The 15,437-nt window shown below is 60.4% G+C and carries 21 protein-coding genes; all 21 read left to right on the top strand.

The features are described 5' to 3' along the window. Positions 1-178: 178 nt before the first annotated feature. The 21 genes from OKC29_RS21190 (at position 179) to OKC29_RS21090 (ending at position 15,380) form a co-directional block, all read left to right on the top strand. Complete coding sequence (locus OKC29_RS21190; RefSeq protein WP_270669646.1) at positions 179-1,126, top strand: phage protease; 948 nt, start codon at positions 179-181, stop codon at positions 1,124-1,126. 15 nt (positions 1,127-1,141) lie between these two features. Continuing rightward, positions 1,142-2,041 carry a Mu-like prophage major head subunit gpT family protein gene (locus OKC29_RS21185; protein ID WP_270669645.1) on the top strand — a complete coding sequence of 300 codons (900 nt, stop codon included), beginning with the start codon at positions 1,142-1,144 and terminating at the stop codon, positions 2,039-2,041. 112 nt (positions 2,042-2,153) lie between these two features. Further along, a complete protein-coding gene (locus tag OKC29_RS21180; protein WP_270669643.1) occupies positions 2,154-2,408 on the top strand; it encodes a hypothetical protein in 255 nt (84 codons plus the stop codon). Between the two features lie 62 nt (positions 2,409-2,470). Continuing rightward, a complete protein-coding gene (locus OKC29_RS21175; protein ID WP_270669641.1) occupies positions 2,471-2,920 on the top strand; it encodes a tail needle knob protein in 450 nt (149 codons plus the stop codon). Positions 2,921-2,954: 34 nt separating this feature from the next. Then, entirely contained in the window at positions 2,955-3,503 is a 549-nt protein-coding gene (locus OKC29_RS21170; RefSeq protein WP_270669640.1) for a hypothetical protein, read from the top strand. Positions 3,504-3,506: 3 nt separating this feature from the next. Continuing rightward, positions 3,507-3,794, top strand: a complete 288-nt coding sequence (locus tag OKC29_RS21165; RefSeq protein WP_270669638.1) for a hypothetical protein — start codon at positions 3,507-3,509, stop codon at positions 3,792-3,794. A 3-nt stretch (positions 3,795-3,797) separates the two neighbouring features. Continuing rightward, a complete protein-coding gene (locus tag OKC29_RS21160; RefSeq protein ID WP_270669635.1) occupies positions 3,798-4,232 on the top strand; it encodes a gp436 family protein in 435 nt (144 codons plus the stop codon). Next, the gene (locus OKC29_RS21155; RefSeq protein WP_270669633.1) at positions 4,232-4,789 is read left to right on the top strand and encodes a phage virion morphogenesis protein; all 558 of its coding nucleotides are present in this window, start codon (positions 4,232-4,234) and stop codon (positions 4,787-4,789) included. The genes OKC29_RS21160 and OKC29_RS21155 overlap by 1 nt, the downstream gene beginning before the upstream one ends. Next, the gene (locus OKC29_RS21150; RefSeq protein WP_270669632.1) at positions 4,786-5,403 is read left to right on the top strand and encodes a hypothetical protein; all 618 of its coding nucleotides are present in this window, start codon (positions 4,786-4,788) and stop codon (positions 5,401-5,403) included. Before OKC29_RS21155 ends, OKC29_RS21150 begins: the two co-directional genes overlap by 4 nt. An 8-nt stretch (positions 5,404-5,411) precedes the next feature. After that, on the top strand, positions 5,412-5,594 hold the full coding sequence (locus tag OKC29_RS21145) for a DUF2635 domain-containing protein (RefSeq protein ID WP_223954557.1): 183 nt from the start codon (positions 5,412-5,414) through the stop codon (positions 5,592-5,594). A gap of 2 nt (positions 5,595-5,596) precedes the next feature. Then, positions 5,597-7,087, top strand: coding sequence for a phage tail sheath subtilisin-like domain-containing protein (locus tag OKC29_RS21140; protein WP_270669630.1), 1,491 nt, complete (start codon positions 5,597-5,599; stop codon positions 7,085-7,087). 10 nt (positions 7,088-7,097) lie between these two features. Beyond that, positions 7,098-7,454 carry a phage tail tube protein gene (locus tag OKC29_RS21135; protein WP_270669628.1) on the top strand — a complete coding sequence of 119 codons (357 nt, stop codon included), beginning with the start codon at positions 7,098-7,100 and terminating at the stop codon, positions 7,452-7,454. A gap of 2 nt (positions 7,455-7,456) precedes the next feature. Then, the gene (locus OKC29_RS21130) at positions 7,457-7,831 is read left to right on the top strand and encodes a phage tail assembly protein (RefSeq protein ID WP_270669626.1); all 375 of its coding nucleotides are present in this window, start codon (positions 7,457-7,459) and stop codon (positions 7,829-7,831) included. A 141-nt stretch (positions 7,832-7,972) separates the two neighbouring features. Further along, on the top strand, positions 7,973-9,631 hold the full coding sequence (locus tag OKC29_RS21125; protein ID WP_270669625.1) for a tape measure protein: 1,659 nt from the start codon (positions 7,973-7,975) through the stop codon (positions 9,629-9,631). Between the two features lie 11 nt (positions 9,632-9,642). Further along, the gene (locus OKC29_RS21120; protein WP_270669624.1) at positions 9,643-11,049 is read left to right on the top strand and encodes a DNA circularization protein; all 1,407 of its coding nucleotides are present in this window, start codon (positions 9,643-9,645) and stop codon (positions 11,047-11,049) included. After that, positions 11,042-12,121 carry a phage baseplate assembly protein gene (locus tag OKC29_RS21115; protein WP_270669622.1) on the top strand — a complete coding sequence of 360 codons (1,080 nt, stop codon included), beginning with the start codon at positions 11,042-11,044 and terminating at the stop codon, positions 12,119-12,121. Before OKC29_RS21120 ends, OKC29_RS21115 begins: the two co-directional genes overlap by 8 nt. Next, positions 12,115-12,657, top strand: a complete 543-nt coding sequence (locus tag OKC29_RS21110; protein WP_270669619.1) for a phage baseplate assembly protein V — start codon at positions 12,115-12,117, stop codon at positions 12,655-12,657. Before OKC29_RS21115 ends, OKC29_RS21110 begins: the two co-directional genes overlap by 7 nt. A 6-nt stretch (positions 12,658-12,663) precedes the next feature. Then, positions 12,664-13,116: a phage GP46 family protein gene (locus OKC29_RS21105; protein ID WP_223954549.1), complete on the top strand. Its 453-nt coding sequence runs from the start codon at positions 12,664-12,666 to the stop codon at positions 13,114-13,116. Next, positions 13,106-14,173 carry a baseplate J/gp47 family protein gene (locus OKC29_RS21100; protein WP_270669616.1) on the top strand — a complete coding sequence of 356 codons (1,068 nt, stop codon included), beginning with the start codon at positions 13,106-13,108 and terminating at the stop codon, positions 14,171-14,173. Before OKC29_RS21105 ends, OKC29_RS21100 begins: the two co-directional genes overlap by 11 nt. Next, positions 14,158-14,739, top strand: a complete 582-nt coding sequence (locus tag OKC29_RS21095; protein WP_270669615.1) for a YmfQ family protein — start codon at positions 14,158-14,160, stop codon at positions 14,737-14,739. Before OKC29_RS21100 ends, OKC29_RS21095 begins: the two co-directional genes overlap by 16 nt. Before the next feature lie 2 nt (positions 14,740-14,741). Further along, positions 14,742-15,380, top strand: coding sequence for a hypothetical protein (locus OKC29_RS21090; protein WP_270669613.1), 639 nt, complete (start codon positions 14,742-14,744; stop codon positions 15,378-15,380). Positions 15,381-15,437 lie beyond the last annotated feature (57 nt).

Here is a 15,437-nt window from a genome sequence, read left to right as displayed (position 1 = left end):
TGTCCGGTCATCACCTAGCGCCGGGCATCCCTCCCTTGTCACCCCATCCTGATATCTGACGAAAACCGTCACTCACATCGCCACGACCCGTGGCGCCATGCTCTCAACGTCCACACACATACCGTGTTCCATTCAACCCAGCCACCCGGCGGGAGGTTGTTATGTGACGGAGCGAGCCATGCCCAAGATCCACCTTGCCCTCTGCTTTGACTTGTCGCGCCAGACCGTGCGCAACGAACAGGTCTGGCTGCCGCTGGTACCCCCCGGGGTATTCAGCGGCAATGACGGGCGTACCTGGAACAACAGCAACCCGGATGCCGTGGTGGCCTCGTTCACCAAGAAGCGTCCGTTCGACGTTGAGCATGCCACCCACATCAAAGGCCCCAAGGGCGAGAAGGCCCCGGCCATCGGCTGGATCCTCGCCCTGCAGAACATCGGCGGCGAAGTGTGGGGCATGGTGGACTGGAACAGCGAAGGGCGCGAGATGCTGGAGAAGAAGGAATACGCCTTCTATTCCCCGGCCTTCACCTTCGACGACGCCGGTACCGTGCTGAGCATTGCCAGCGTTGGCCTGACCAACGAGCCCAACCTCGATCAACTCCCTGCCCTGAACCGTGAGGAAACTCCAATGCCCTTGCCCGTTGAACTGACCCAGGCCCTGGGTCTGGGAGCGGATGCGGATACCGCGTCCGCGCTCACCGCCATCAATACCCTCAAGGCCGATCACCAGCTGGCCCTGAACCGTGCCGCTGCTGGCCCGGACCTGACCAAGTTCGTCCCGAAAGAGACCTACGAGCTGGCCATGAACCGCGCCACCACCGCCGAAGCCAAGGTCCAACAGACCGAAGAAGCACGGCTGAGCGCCCTGGTCGATGACGCCATCGCTGCCGGTAAGGTCGCCCCGGCCAATAAAGAGATGTTCCTGGGCATGTGCCGTGCCGAAGGCGGCGAGGATAAGTTCAACGCCTTCGTGGCCAGCGCCCCGGTCATCGCCGACGCCAGCCAGGTGAACACCACCACCCAGCAGAACGGCGAGCTGAGCAAAGACGAGCTGGCCATGTGCCGGATGATGAACGTCAAGCCCGAAACCTGGAAGGCCACCAAAGCCGCCCAGCAAGCCAAGTAACAGGAGTTCATTCACATGGCACTTACGCAAGCACAAATCGTTGAAGCCCTGACGGTCGGCGCCAGTTCCGCCTTCGTCGAAGGCCTGAGCGTCACCACCCCCACCTGGAACAAGATCGCAACCAAGGTCGGCAGCACCGGCAGCGCCGAGAACTACGGCTGGTTGAAAGACCTGCCAGGGATCAAGGAGTGGGTTGGCGCTCGGATGCTGGTTGAGCTGGGATCCCATGGCTACCAGATCGCCAACAAGACCTATGAAGCCTCCATCGTTATCAAGCGCGAAGACCTCGAAGACGATGCGATCGGCAAGTACGGCGTTATCTCCAATGGCTGGGGTCGCAAGATCGGTCTGTTCCCGGATCAGAACTGCTATGGCCTGTTGAAGAACGGTTTCTCTACCCTCTGTTTCGATGGTCAGAACTTCTTCGACACCGATCACCCGTTCGAAACCGCGACACCCGGCACCTTCTCCAACGTAGTGGGTGATCCGGCTGCGACTGGCGCTCCCTGGTTCCTGATCGATAACACCCAGATCCTGCTGCCCATCATCTTCCAGGAGCGTCGCCCGTTTGCCCTCGAATTCGTCGGGGCTGATAGCGAATACGCCTTCTTCCAGAACAAGGTGGCAATGGGCCCGGATGGTCGCCACGGCTATGGCTTTGGCCTGCCTCAGACTGCCGTTGGTTCGAAAGAACCGCTGACCGCCGCCAACTTCGAAGCGGGCAAGCTGTTGATGGCCAGCTACAAAGAGACCGATGGCGAGACCCCACTCGGCACCATGGCCCGCCTGCTGGTCGTCGGCCCGAGCAACGAGTCTGCCGCCCGCGAAATCCTGGATCGGGCAAATCTGGAAAACGGCGAGTCGAACATCAACTACAAGAACGTCGAGCTGCATGTCAGCCCGTTCCTGCCGTAACCGGTGACCCGCTGGCCTGGGCAGAGCTTCACGGCGATGAAGCCCAGGCATTTATCAACCCGGCCTGGGTGGAGCTTCCAAGCGTCGAAGCCCAGGCCACCAGGAGAACCCCATGGCCACGACCACCAAAGCGCTGAGTGCTGATGCCTGGGTGCTGGTCTCCGCCGCTGGTAGCGGCACCCTGGAGAACCAGACCAACCAGATCGTGCTCTATCGCACCGATGCTGCGCTGCCTGACCCGAGCGTGACGGTTGGCCATCACCTTGGCCGCGACCACCGTGAGGCCTGGAGCTTTGATCCCCCCCAGAACCTGTACGCGCGGATGGCTCAGTCGGGCAGCGGCGTACTGGTTGTGACAGAGGGCTAAGCCATGCCATTCGGGAAGGCGTTCGTCTACCAGGCGCCCAAGCGCAAGAAGAGCGAGGTGTTTTGGTCAGGCTGACCGGACCGAATGCCGTGCTGGCAGCCGATACCAACCGCGACCTGATTGCCTGGGTCAAAGCGTTGCCGGCGCCGCAGTTCGGCACCCTGGCCCCGTTCTTCAATACGGTGAGTGACAAGCTGAACGCCTTCAACAGCGACACCAGCCTCTCATTCAAGCTCAATCTGGTAGGCAGTTGGTCCGGTGGGTCGGCCCAGCGTTCGATGCAGCTCGACTTCATCGGTACCAACGGAAACCGCCTGGTGGCGAGCCGTGATGTGCAAGTCACCGATGACACGGTCACGCTGGCCACGTTCTTCTCGATCGATGCGGGCGGGAACATCGTGACCAACGGCACCAAGCCGGTGATCCGCTCCAATAACGGGTCGTTCACCGCAACCTCCATCCTGCTGATCGCCGAGCAGGCCACAAGGCAAACCCTGATTTCGGCGGTGTAAGCCGCCTTTACCACCCCTTTACAGGAGCATTGACATGGCACCTCGCAAGAAGGCAGACGACAAAAGCGCGCAGCTGGATGCTGCTGCCGTGGGCACGGGTACCGAGCTGGTGCAAGCGCAAACCGAACAGAAGAAAGACGGGACCGTGCTGGTAGACCCGGACGCCGAAGCCGCACGCCTGGAAGCAGAACAGCAGGCCGCCGAAGAGGCGCGACTGGCTGCTGAAGCTGCAGCGGCAGCAGCGACCACCCAGAACGCCGGTGACCAGGGCAGTGCCGCAGCCATCGGCGCCTCCAGCGAGCCGGGGGCGAACCTGAACGACGCCGCGCCTAGCGATCTGCCTGACTGGCTGCTCGGCCAGTTCGACGTCAAGGCCAAGTCGCCGGCCGGCTTCTGGCGCTGTGGCATCCATTTCCTGCACTCCAGCCCCACCCGGGTGTTTGTGGTCGAGAACAAGGCCGCTGTGCCCCATGACCACGACTGCGCGATCCCGTGCTGCTACCTGACTCCGGAAGAGGCGAAGCGCGTTCACCAGGAATCTTGGCTGACCGTGTTGCCCGATAGCGAATTCACCAAGGACTAACCCATGGCCATGTATCGCAAGAAGCCGGTAGTCATCGAGGCAATCACGTTCGACGAACTGGTCGAGTATGGCTGCACCCATGGCGGAAACATCGTCAACGGCATGCCCTGGTCGTTCGAATACAAAGGCCAACCGGTGACTCATGAAAATGACGATTGTTACCTGATCCCCACGCTGGAAGGAATTATGCGATTCGACCGTGGAAACATGTTGATAACGGGCGTCAATGGCGAGATCTACCCCTGCAAGGCTGACATCTTCGCGGCCACCTACGACAAGGTAGAGGACTAACCCATGGCCATCTACGCGACGAAGCAGGACCTGATCGACCGTGACGAGGGCATGCTCTACAACTTCGCCCTCGATCGTTCGACCGACACCCTCAACGACACCTGGATCAATGAGGCACTGGCCACCGCTGATGACGAAATCAACGGCTACCTGTCTCGTCGCTTTGTGCTGCCGCTGCCGACCGTGCCGGATCTGCTCAAGCGCCAGGCCGTGGTCATCGCCTTCTACTGGCTGGGCGATCGGGATAACCAGGTCACTGACCTGCTCCAGGACCGCTATGACCGGGCCATCGCCAAGGTGAAAGAGATTGCGGCCGGCAAGGTGGATCTGGGCCTGCCCACCCCTGACATGCCACCCGAGGGCGCTGTCGGCAAGGTCGAGCTGGTGCAAGAAGGCGAGCGCTTGTTCACCCGTGACTCACTGCGTGGGGTGCTCTGATGGCCGTCTCGGTCGAGGTATCAACTCATGGCGAAGAGCTGGCCCGCTATCAGCGCCTGCTAGAGACCCTGGGGCGCAGCGACCACAAGGCTGAACTTCTGAAGCTCATCGGAGGCGAAGTCGAGGACTATACCCGCCGCCGCATCAGCGACGAGAAGACAGCCCCTGACGGCACACCCTGGGCGCCCTGGTCAACGGACTATGCCAAGACCCGCCATGGTGGGAACAGTCTGCTGCAGGGTGAAGGTGGTTTGCTCGACAGCATCGAATACCAGGTGCAGCGCAATAGCGTGCGGGTGGGCTCGGCACTGGCCTATGCCGGGGTGCATCAAGACGGGTTCAGCGGCACCGTGCAGGTGCCCGCGCATCTCCGCAGTATCACCCAGGCATTTGGCAAGGCACTCAAGTCTCCGGTTTCTCAATCGGTGGGGGCATTCACCCGCCAGATGGAGATCCCCCAGCGCGAGTTTCTGGGGCTCTCCAGTGACAACCAGACCGAGCTGCTCGCCGTGATCGGCGAATTCTGGCAAGACGTGATGAAGGAGGCAGGCCTATGAGCCGCCCGGATTTTGGCACCATCGGCAGTACCGTCTCGGCCTGCGAGGCCGTGGTGGAGTACCTCAAGCCCTACCTGGAAGCGACCGGCCCCGGCGCCGATCGCAAGATTGACCGCGTCCAGACCGTGGAGCGCCATATCGGTCGCTTCAACGAGGCTGACGACATCAAGCGCTGGATGAGTGGCAAGGATGGCGGCATCCGCATCTGCGCCCAGCGGGTAGTGGCCATGCAGAACCAGGGCGGCCGGTTGATCGGCACCGTCGAGTTCGTCGCCTTCGTCTTCTGCGCAAAACAGTTTGCCTATGACAAAGACCAGCGGGCCGAGGTGATCGCCTGCCGCTTGGCCAAGGCGCTGATGCTCACGGGCGGCTGGGTTGGTACCAGCGCCAGCGGAAAGCCTGACGGTCTGCGGGCGGACAACCTCTACACCTCCGCCATCGACAAGCTGGGGCTAGCCATCTGGTCGGTGACCTGGCGCCAGGACTGGCCACTGGATGACCCCATCGACGAAGCCACCCTGGACGATTTCCTGCGCTGTAACTTCAAGGCCGAACTGGCCGATGGCGCCCCCGTCTGCGAGGCAACGATCAACCTGCCTGGCCCCACCCCATAGGAGCACCCGTGGAACTGCACCTGAAACCGAAAGAAGGGCTGACCCTCCGCAAGCCGGATGGCAGCAAGTTGGCCGCCGAGGGTGAGCGGGTACCGCGCACCAGCTTCTGGCTCAAGCGGCTCGCCGATGGCGATGTCGAGCATGTGAAACCGGCCGCCAAGGCCACCAAGAAACCGCAAGTGAAGGAGTGACCATGGCTCTCGGAACCATCCCCAATGACGTGCGCGTGCCGCTCGTCTATATCGAGATCGACAACAGCCAGGCCCTGAGCGGCAACATCGCCCAGGATCAGAACGTGATGCTGTTCGGCCAGATGATTGACGCGGGCGGCGACGCCGGTACCGCCACGCCGCTGCAGGTGGTCGAGGTGCCGGTCAGCGAGTCGGCCATCGATAGCCTGTTCGGTGTCGGCTCCATGATGGCGCTGGCCGCCAAGCGCTACCGCAAGGCCAACAGCTACACCCGCACCTTCGCCTTGCCCATCGGCGATATCAGCGCCGGCGCGGCGGCGGCCGGGTCGTTCAAGTTCACCGGCCCCGCCACCCAGGCGGGCACCCTCTATCTGTTGATCGCTGGCCAGCTGGTCCAGGTGGGCGTGGCCGCTGCCGCCACCGCTGCCACCATCGCCACCAATGTGGCCGCCGCCATCACCGCCACCAAAAACCTGCCGGTGACCGCCGCCGTGGATGGGGTCGACACCGCCAAGGTCAACATCACCGCGAAGTGGAAGGGCCTGACCGGCAACAGCATCGACCTGCGTTACAACTACAACGCCGGCGAGCAGCTGCCGCCCGGGGTGACCATCACCACCGTGGCCATGACCGGTGGATCCGGCGCCCCCGACATGGCCGCGGTCATCGGTGCGATGCCCGATGAGTGGTACAACCACATTATGATGCCGTTCAACGACACGACCAGCCTCAATACCCTGCGTGACGAGCTGCTCGAACGTTGGGGCCCGCTCAAGATGAGCGAGGCCATCGCCTATACCGCGTTCCGGGGTACCTACGGCGAAACCATCACCTTCGGCGAGGCCCGCAACGACTTCCTGATCTCCTGCATCGGCACCAGCAAGTCGCCGAGCCCGGTATGGGAGTGGGCGGCCAGCTATTGCGGCATCGCGGCCTACCACCTGGCCATCGATCCGGCGCGGCCGCTGCAGACCCTGGTGCTGCCCGGCATCCTGGCCCCGGCCAAGGCAGACCGCTTCGCCTTTGACGAGCGCAACAACCTGCTCAAGTCCGGCATCGCCACCCACCAGATCCAGCCCGGCGACGTGGTGGCCATCGAGCGCGAGATCTCGATGTACCAGCTCAACAGCTACGGCGACCCCGACCCCAGCTACCTGGACATCACCACCCCGGCCACCCTGGGCAAGATGCGCTATGACATCAAGGTGATGGTCACCAACCGTTACCCGCGCCACAAGCTGGCCGATGATAACGTGCTGGCGCTGCTCGACCCGGCGCAGCCGGTAGTGACGCCGCAACTGATGAAGGAAGCCATCCTGGAAGTGGCGCTCGGCTGGGTGAGTGCGGGCCTGATGGAAAACTTTGACCTGTTCAAAGAGACCCTGGAGGTGACCCGCGACACCAGCGATCGCAACCGCCTCAACTGCGTCTGCCACCCGGACGTTGTCAACCAGCTGCGCGTCTTCGCAGCCCTGATCCAGTTCAAACTGTAAGGAGACCACCATGGGACAAATCCTGGGTGAAGTGACCATCCGTGCCAACGGCAAGCAGCTCAAGACCAAGGGCGGCGCCACGCTGGACCCGGGTGGCAGTGATTGGACCCAACATGTAGGGCCGGGTGTGGTATGGGGTGAATCCAAGAAATATTTGCCGCCAAAGATCGAGAACCTTTCCATCGCCGCTGATGAAGATGTAGATATCATCGATATCAAATCCATCAGTAATGCCCAATTGGTTTGGGAAGGTGATAACGGCGTAAGTTATATGATGACCGGTTGTGTGTGCGGCCAAGCAACCCTGAATGAAGAGTCTGGTGACATTAAAACCAGCTTCATGGGCCGCAAGATTGTAAGGATTTAACTATGGCCGTCATGACCTTTAATCTTGAGCATGGTTATAAAGTCACTGGTTCTGATGGCGAGGTGACTTATGAAAAAGAAGTCGGCCTTCGAGAATTAACCGCCAGCGACATTATTGATTCGCAACTTGAAGCTGAGCAGGTTGTTGAATTAGCCAGCGGAAAGGTTGCTGCTTACACATCAGACGTTCGTATGGGCCTGAATATGTTGTGTCGCCAAGTGGAATATATTGGCGAAATTCAAGGTCCGCTGAATATGAAAATGTTGCGCAATCTTCATCGTGATGACCTGACCTTGCTGCAAACCAAAGCCGCAGAGCTTGATCGATTGGTGCTGGAGGAGATTGCCAAACGGGGGCGAGTTCAAGCGGCTGGCTGAACCATTGGAGGCGTTTCTCTTTTTCATGGGGAATCGCCTCCCAATCAGCGAGCTGAAGTATTACTCCATCCGCCGCTTGTTCAAGATCCATGAACAACTCAGCCGCCCGCCATCACCATCCCGTCGTAAATAGAGGTCATCATGGCCAATAAGCTTGTCACCGATATCGTCATCAATCTGGCTGGCAATATGGCCGCAAAGGCCCGTCAATATGGCCAGTCAATGAGCCAGTTCGCCGCCCAGAGCAAGAATGCACTGGCAATGATGAACTCAACTATGGCCGCTACCAGTCAGGGCATTGATACCTTCGGCAATCGGCTGGTGTTGGCCGGTGCAGCATCTGCTATCGCCTTTGAGCGCACATTTATCAAGACTGCCGCTGAGTTCGAGCGGTATCAGATTATGCTCAACAAGCTGCAAGGTGGGCCGGAAGGTGGCGCCCAGGCGATGAGTTGGATCAAACAATTCACGCAAGAAACCCCCTATGCCGTCAACGAGGTGACCAACTCGTTCGTCCGGTTGAAGGAGTTCGGCCTCGATCCGATGGATGGCACCATGCAGGCCATTGCCGACCAAGCCGCCATGATGGGCGGCACGGCTGAAACCTTGGATGGAATTGCTTTGGCACTCGGTCAGGCATGGACAAAAGGTAAACTGCAGGGCGAAGAGGCGCTGCAGCTGCTGGAGCGTGGCGTGCCAGTTTGGGACTACTTGCAGAAGGCCAGCAAGGAACTGGGCAAGAATAACGGCCTTGGTTACACCACCCAGCAATTGCAGGACATGGCCAGTAAAGGTCAGTTGACCAGGAAAGCGATCAAGGACCTTATCGACCAGATGGGGCTGGCATCGAAGGGGGCAGCGAAAACCCAGATGGAGAGTTGGAACGGCATGATCTCCAATATGGGTGACAGCTGGACCATGTTCAAAACCGATGTGATGGATAGCGGCGCATTTACTGTGCTCAAGCAGGAGCTTGGTTCGCTGCTCAAGCAATTGGACGAGATGAAAAAGACCGGTGAATACGATGAACTGGTCGAAAAGATTGGCGGCAATCTTGTGGATTCCTTCAAGGCTGCCGCTGAAGCAATTCGTGATGCCAAGGAGCTGGGAGCTGAGTTGATTCCTGTGCTCAAGTCTGTCGGTGATACCGCCAATGGTATCGCTGAGATGGTCGGAGGTTATGAAAATCTGGCCAAGATCTTGGGCAGCATCTATCTGCTAAACAAAGGCGGTCGATTGCTGGCACCAGTAGCCAAAGGGGCCATGTCTGTTGGCGGCTGGGCCGCCGGGGCTATCTTCAGCAAAGGGAAGGGTGGCGCCGGTGGTATGGGCGATGCAATCAGCAACCTGGGCGCTACCCCCGTCTATGTAGTCAACATGCCTGGTTCTGGATTCGGTGATGGATCTCTGCCCGCAGCAGGCAATCAGTCCGGCAACAAGGGAACACTCAATGTTCAGAAGTTGATCGCCGGCGGTACTGCGCTATATGGCGTGTCACTTATCCCTGAACTGGGTGGCTTACCGAAATTTAGCAGGGCGGAAGAACGCGCAAAGGAGCTGGCAGATAAGGGGACCGGCCTTTTTAATCTGAGTACGGATGGCATTTCTCCTGCTCCCGGCATACTCGATGTGTTCGATGAGATGAAGGCCTTTTTCACCAGAGATATCACGCCACCCCCGCGTCCTGACAATCTTGGTATCGACATCAAGGTCAGCGATGACCGCATCACCGTCCGTTCCCGCGACGTTGCCCCCGGCATGCAGGTGCGCGTGGATAACGGCCCGTCACTGATGCCGTAAGGAGGCTTTGCATGAGCTTTGAAGAGCGTTTGACTGCCTCCATTCGGGGCGTTGAGTTCCTGCTGAACACTGTGGATGGCAAGGGCGGCCGCCGCGCCATTCCCCGCGAATACCCCAAGCGTGAAAGCGGCTGGACCGAAGACAACGGCGCGGCGATCACCAACGAGCAGATCACCGGCAAGCTGGTCGGCAACGATTACCTGGATCAACTCCGCACCTTGCTGGCCGCCCTGAATCAGCCTGGTGCCAGCGAGATGATCCACCCCTGGTGGGGTGTACGCACCGTGCAAGTCGGTGATGTCAGCCATCGCCTGGACAACGAAGAAGACGGCGTCGCCTATGTCACCTTCACGGTGTGGGAGGCAGGCAAGCCGCTCTTTCCCTCTGCCGCCATCGATACCGCTGCGACCCTGGGCAATGCCGCCGATGCCGCCAATGGCGCCACCGAGCAATCCTTCCTGGACAACTTCCTGACCGGCATCGACAACATGGGCCCCATGGTCGATACCCTGCTGGATGATCTGGACGAGCTGACCCGTGGCTTGCCCAGCCTGCCGACCCAGTTCCGAGAATGGACCGATCGCCTGATGCGGGCCAAAGACAGCGTGGGTACCTTGCTGGCTTACCCTGGCGAGCTGGCCCGCGAGGTGACAGGCATCGTCGAAGACATCAAGGGCGTCGTCACCGACCCCATCCGGGCGCTCTCTGTCTACGACCAAGTGATCCGCCGGTGGGATGGGATGCGGGCAGAACTGGCGATCACCGGTGGCCTGCCGAGCGGCATCCTCAGCGATGCCACGACAGGCAGCGCGTCGTCTGTTTCGACCCTCGATACTGCTGCCGAACAGAGCGCCGCCCTGGCCAATGGTGCGGAGTTCACCAAGCTGGTGATCCGGGCCTCGGCCACCGCCGCAACAAGTGCCATTGCCAGTGCCAACCTGGGCACAGATCGCGACTTCACCAACGACCCGGCAGGCACCGTCACCATCGGCCAGTCGCTGACCGGTGACCAGGTCAACAACCCGCTGAGCCGCCCGGTCGTGATGAACGGCGTGGTGGGGGCTGATCGCAACGTGCAGCTCACGGCAGACGATCTGGAGCGCATGGCCAATGAATGGGCCAACCGGCTGGCCGAGCTGGCGGCCGAGGCCGTGGAAGCCGAAGAGAGCGAGATCTGGCGTGCCCTGCGGGATCTGCGCCTCGCGCTGTTGAACGATAGCCGCGAGCGCGGTGCCCAGTTGCCTCGCCGCCGCCAGTTGGTGTTGGCCACCACCACTCCGTCAGCCCTGTTGGCATGGCAGCAGTATGGCGATGCCGAATACCGCGATCGCCTGGTCAGCAGCAACGCCTTGCGTGATCCAGCCTTTATCACCCCCAGCACCCGGGTGGATGTGCTCGACGAGGTGACCAATGGCTGAGCCCATCACCCTGCGCGTCGATGGTCAAATCTATGGCGGTTGGCAGCAGGTGCGCATCACCCGCAGCCTGCGCGATATCGCCGGCGATTTCGAACTGAGCCTGACCCGCAAATGGAAGAGCGCCGGCGAGATGGTCATCAAGCCGTTGAGCGCCTGCACCGTGCATATCGGCAACGACCTGGTGCTGACCGGTTATGTCGATGACTTCATCCCCAGCTATGACGCCCGGGAGGTGAGCTGGGTGGTCAGCGGCCGCAGCAAGACCAGCGATCTGGTGGACTGCTCGGCCATCTTCAAGGCCGGTGCCTGGTCAGGTGTCAAACTCGACCAGGTGGCCCGGGACGTCTGCGCCCCCTTCGATATCGAGGTGGTTGTGGAGTGTGACCTGGGGGATGCCTTCCCCCGCGTCACCATCGAGCAGGGGGAGACCTGTTTCGAGCTGCTCGATCGCTTGGCCAAGCAGCGGGCGGTGCTGCTCACCACCAACGAACGCGGCCAACTGGTGCTGACCCAGGCCAGTGATACCCACATGGGGGCCAGCCTCATCCTGGGCGAAAACATCCTGGCCGCTCGCGGCAACTTCAGCATGCGTGACCGGGCATCAGAATGGATCGTTAAAGGCAGCAGTTATGCGGGCGGTGCGACCTGGGATAACGCGGCCCCCGCCACCATCGGCGGCCAGAAGGCTGTCATCAAAGACCCTGATGTCACCCGCTATCGACCCCGCATCATCATCGCCGAAGACGTCACCACCGTAGCCGGGGCCAGCAAGCGCGGCCAGTGGCAGAAGCAGCGCAGTATCGGTGAAGGCACCCAGACCGAGATCACGGTCGCAGGATGGCGCACCCAGGGGATAGAAGGCGACCAGGGGCCGCTCTGGCGCATCAACCGCATGTGCCCCATCAAGGACGAGATCCAGGGCCTGGACGAGAGCTGGCTGATTGTCACCGTGACCCTGATGGAAAGCGACAAGAACGGCCGGGAGGCCATCCTCAACCTGACCCCGCGTGAAGCCATGCTGATCCCCGCTGAGGTCGTCAAGAAGCAGACCAAGGAGGTAACCACATGGTGACCCTGCGCGATGTGCAGAAGCTGATTTCCCCACTCTGGCGCCGGGTGCGTTTGATCGCAGACCGGGCCATCGTCACGGCCGTGACTGACTCGTTCAACCGACAGGGGTTGCAGCTCAAGGTGCTGGCCGACGAGGCCGCCTCTGATGTCGAGCGCTTCCAGAACTACGGTCACACCAGCGTGCCGCCAGCAGGGTCTGAGGCCATCGTGCTGGGCATCGGTGGGGCCCGTGCTGGCCTTGTGGCCATCGCGGTCGAAGACAAGGGCGTGCGCCCCAAAGACTTGGAGGCGGGGGACAACTGCCTGTACCATCTGGAGGGCCACCGCATCATCCTGCGCAAGAACGGGGTCATTGAAATAGAAGCGAAAACCGTCACTCTCAACGCCACTGAAAAATTCACCATCATCTCCCCTGATAACGAAATTCAAGGTCCGCTGCATGTCACCGGCCCCATCACCTCTGATGAAGATGTGACGGCGTCAGGTATCTCACTCAGCGGTCATGACCATGAAGAGGGGGTTGGCGCCCCTGTGTGAGGGGCGATGACCACAGCAATCATCTGGAACAACGAAACCGGCCGAGGCGATATCGACATCACCTCGGCCGGTTTGCGTCAGGATGATGGCCTGGAAACCCTGGTCCTGCAGATCCTCTTCACCGATGCCCGTGCCGACGAGTCCGATGTGCTGCCTGATGGCACCAGCGATCGCCGTGGCTGGCCGGGGGACACCTTCGCGGACGAACCCTGGGGCAGCAAGCTCTGGCTGCTCGACCGCGCCAAGCTCACCACCGACGTGCGCAACAAGGCTGTTACCTACGCGCAAACCGCCCTCGACCGCCATTTAAAGCCCGATTACGCCAAGCTCGTCACCGTCACCGGGTCTATTCCGCAATTTCAGATGCTGCAGCTCGATATCGCCATCACTCGCCCAGATGGCAGCGAGCTGAGCCTGAGCATCAAGCAACGTTGGGAGGCGCAAGCCAATGCCGTATAGCGTGCCCACCCTGCGCCAACTCATCGCCAGCGGAGCGCTGGATCTTGAAGCCAGCTTGGGCACCGTGTTGCCCAAGTTCGGTATCGAGCTGGCGCTGAACACGGCGGTCAGTGCCGCCATTCGTGACGCCTACGACCACCAGGCGTGGATCGTTCGCCAGATCATCCCGACCACCGAGTCAGACGATCAGACCATCATCGAGACGGCCCAGTTTGAAGGGGTCATCCGCAAACAAGCCACCTATGCCGCAGGCCCTGCCACCCTCAACGGCACGGTGCTTGCGCCGGTCGGTACCGTGCTGCAACACAAGGATGGTCGTCAGTATGCCGTGACAGCCAGCGCCAGCCCCAGCAGTGGTACCGTCGCCGTGGAGGTGCAAGCCGTCGATGTGGGGGCCAGTGGCAACTTGGCCGCAGGCGAAGTGCTGACCTTGGTAACCCCCGTCCCCGGGTTGCAGTCCAACGGCGTCAGTGGCGACATCAGCGGCGGGGCAGACATCGAACCCATCGCCGAACTGCTTGAGCGCCTGCTGTTCCGCAAGCGCAACCCTCCCATGGGGGGCGCTGTAGCCGATTACGTCGCCTGGATGCGCGAAGTATCTGGCGTGACCAGGGCGTGGGCCTATGACGTTTGGCAGGGCGGAGGAACGGTCGGTATCGGCTGGGTTTTTGATGACCGGTCTGACATCTTGCCGACCCCGACAGACCAGCAATTCATGATGGATTATCTGTTCCGCCATCCTGATCCGGCCACTGGCGTTCTGGTTGGCCGCCCGGGTGGCATCGAGCCGGTCTTCATCGGTCCATTGCTCAAAGTAACGGACTTGGCCATCACGCCGATCCCGGATAGCGCAGAAATTCGTGCGGCCATTGAGGCCAACCTGAATGGCTACGAACGCACGCTCCAGCCCGGCGATACCTTGTTGCTTACCAAAATTCAGACTGCCATTGGCTCAGCGGCCGGGGTGAATAACTACACCTTGGATCTGGCTGCTGATGTGCCGGCTGATATCGATGAATTGAACGTCATCGGGGTGATCACATGGCCCACGCTGTAGAGCAATGGGGTGAATCACTCCAGCAGCAAATGCCCCGTGGCCGCGCTTGGCCACGTGATATCGATGCTTCATTGCCGAAGTATGTCATGGGCTTTGCCAAGCGCCTTGCCGATCTGGAACTCAGTGCAGACCAGCTGCTGCTGGAAATGCGGCCCGAGACCACCAACCTCTTGTTGCCAGAGTGGGAAGCCTATCTGGCGCTGCCCGAGTGCGAGGCAACAGAGCAATCGTTCGAGCGCCGCCGCGCTGCCGTGGTCGAGAAGTACCACCGTAAAGGCGGCCTGCAGACCTGGATGATTGAGCAGATCGCCGCCGCCCTGGGCTTCACCGTCAAGGTCTATGAGCAGTGGCCCCATCACGTGCTCAGAGACGTCAACTATCCACTCTATCCCGCCTCTACGCGCTTCGTGCTGCGCGTGGACGTGCTCGACATGCCAGAAGACCTCTTCACGGTCCTGGACAACGTGCTGACCCCTTTGCGGGGCAATGCGCCACTGGTGCTCGAATGCGTGCTCAATCGCCTGAAACTGGCGGGTTTTTACTACGACTTTAACTACGAGGTGTAACTATGTATTGGCCTGACCGTGGTAGTGGTGTACCTGTTGAACCTGCCCGCAGACCGGTTGCGTCCGCAGTTCGCCAGTATTTTACTGAGGGTGGAGAGGGTGTTCCTCCCACCGTTCCTGGTGGTGATTGGTTCAACCAGATAACCAACGAGATGCTGAACGTGCTGGAAGCAGCTGGGATTGAACCGAGCAAGGCGGATGATGATCAGTTGCTGCAGGCCATTCTACGTGTTTCGAAGGCTATGAGTGCCAGTGAGGCCCTGCGCCGCAGCTATGCAAAAGCTGGATACAATGTTGTCGGAACGTTTCAAGGTGGGTTCACCATCGTCACCGCTAGTGATGTTGGAATTGATGAAACAACAGGAAAAGGATACACAGGACCAGTTGGCTGGGTTGCTCCAGGAACTGATCCGACTAGCGGTGGGTTTGTTGACCGTAGTAACGATATAACACCAATATCATTTTCATCTGTTGTGGATATGCTGCAAGGGGATGTCCCAATTGGAGCATTAACTTCATCAGGTGGGACCACTTGGCGCCGTGTATCGCTATCTACCCCGTCAGTTATTTCTGATTATGCCGCAATTACAGATATTTCACTCCACGACTTTAGTTCTCTGGGGCGTTGTTTCCCAAATTGATGCAGCTTGAATGGAACTAACTGAGGACTCGGTGATCTGATCACCACCATCCTCTTC

This window comes from Aeromonas sp. QDB34 (assembly GCF_027705405.1).
GTDB classification, from domain to species: Bacteria; Pseudomonadota; Gammaproteobacteria; order Enterobacterales; family Aeromonadaceae; genus Aeromonas; species Aeromonas hydrophila.
This window is presented reverse-complemented; position numbering and strand designations above follow the sequence as displayed.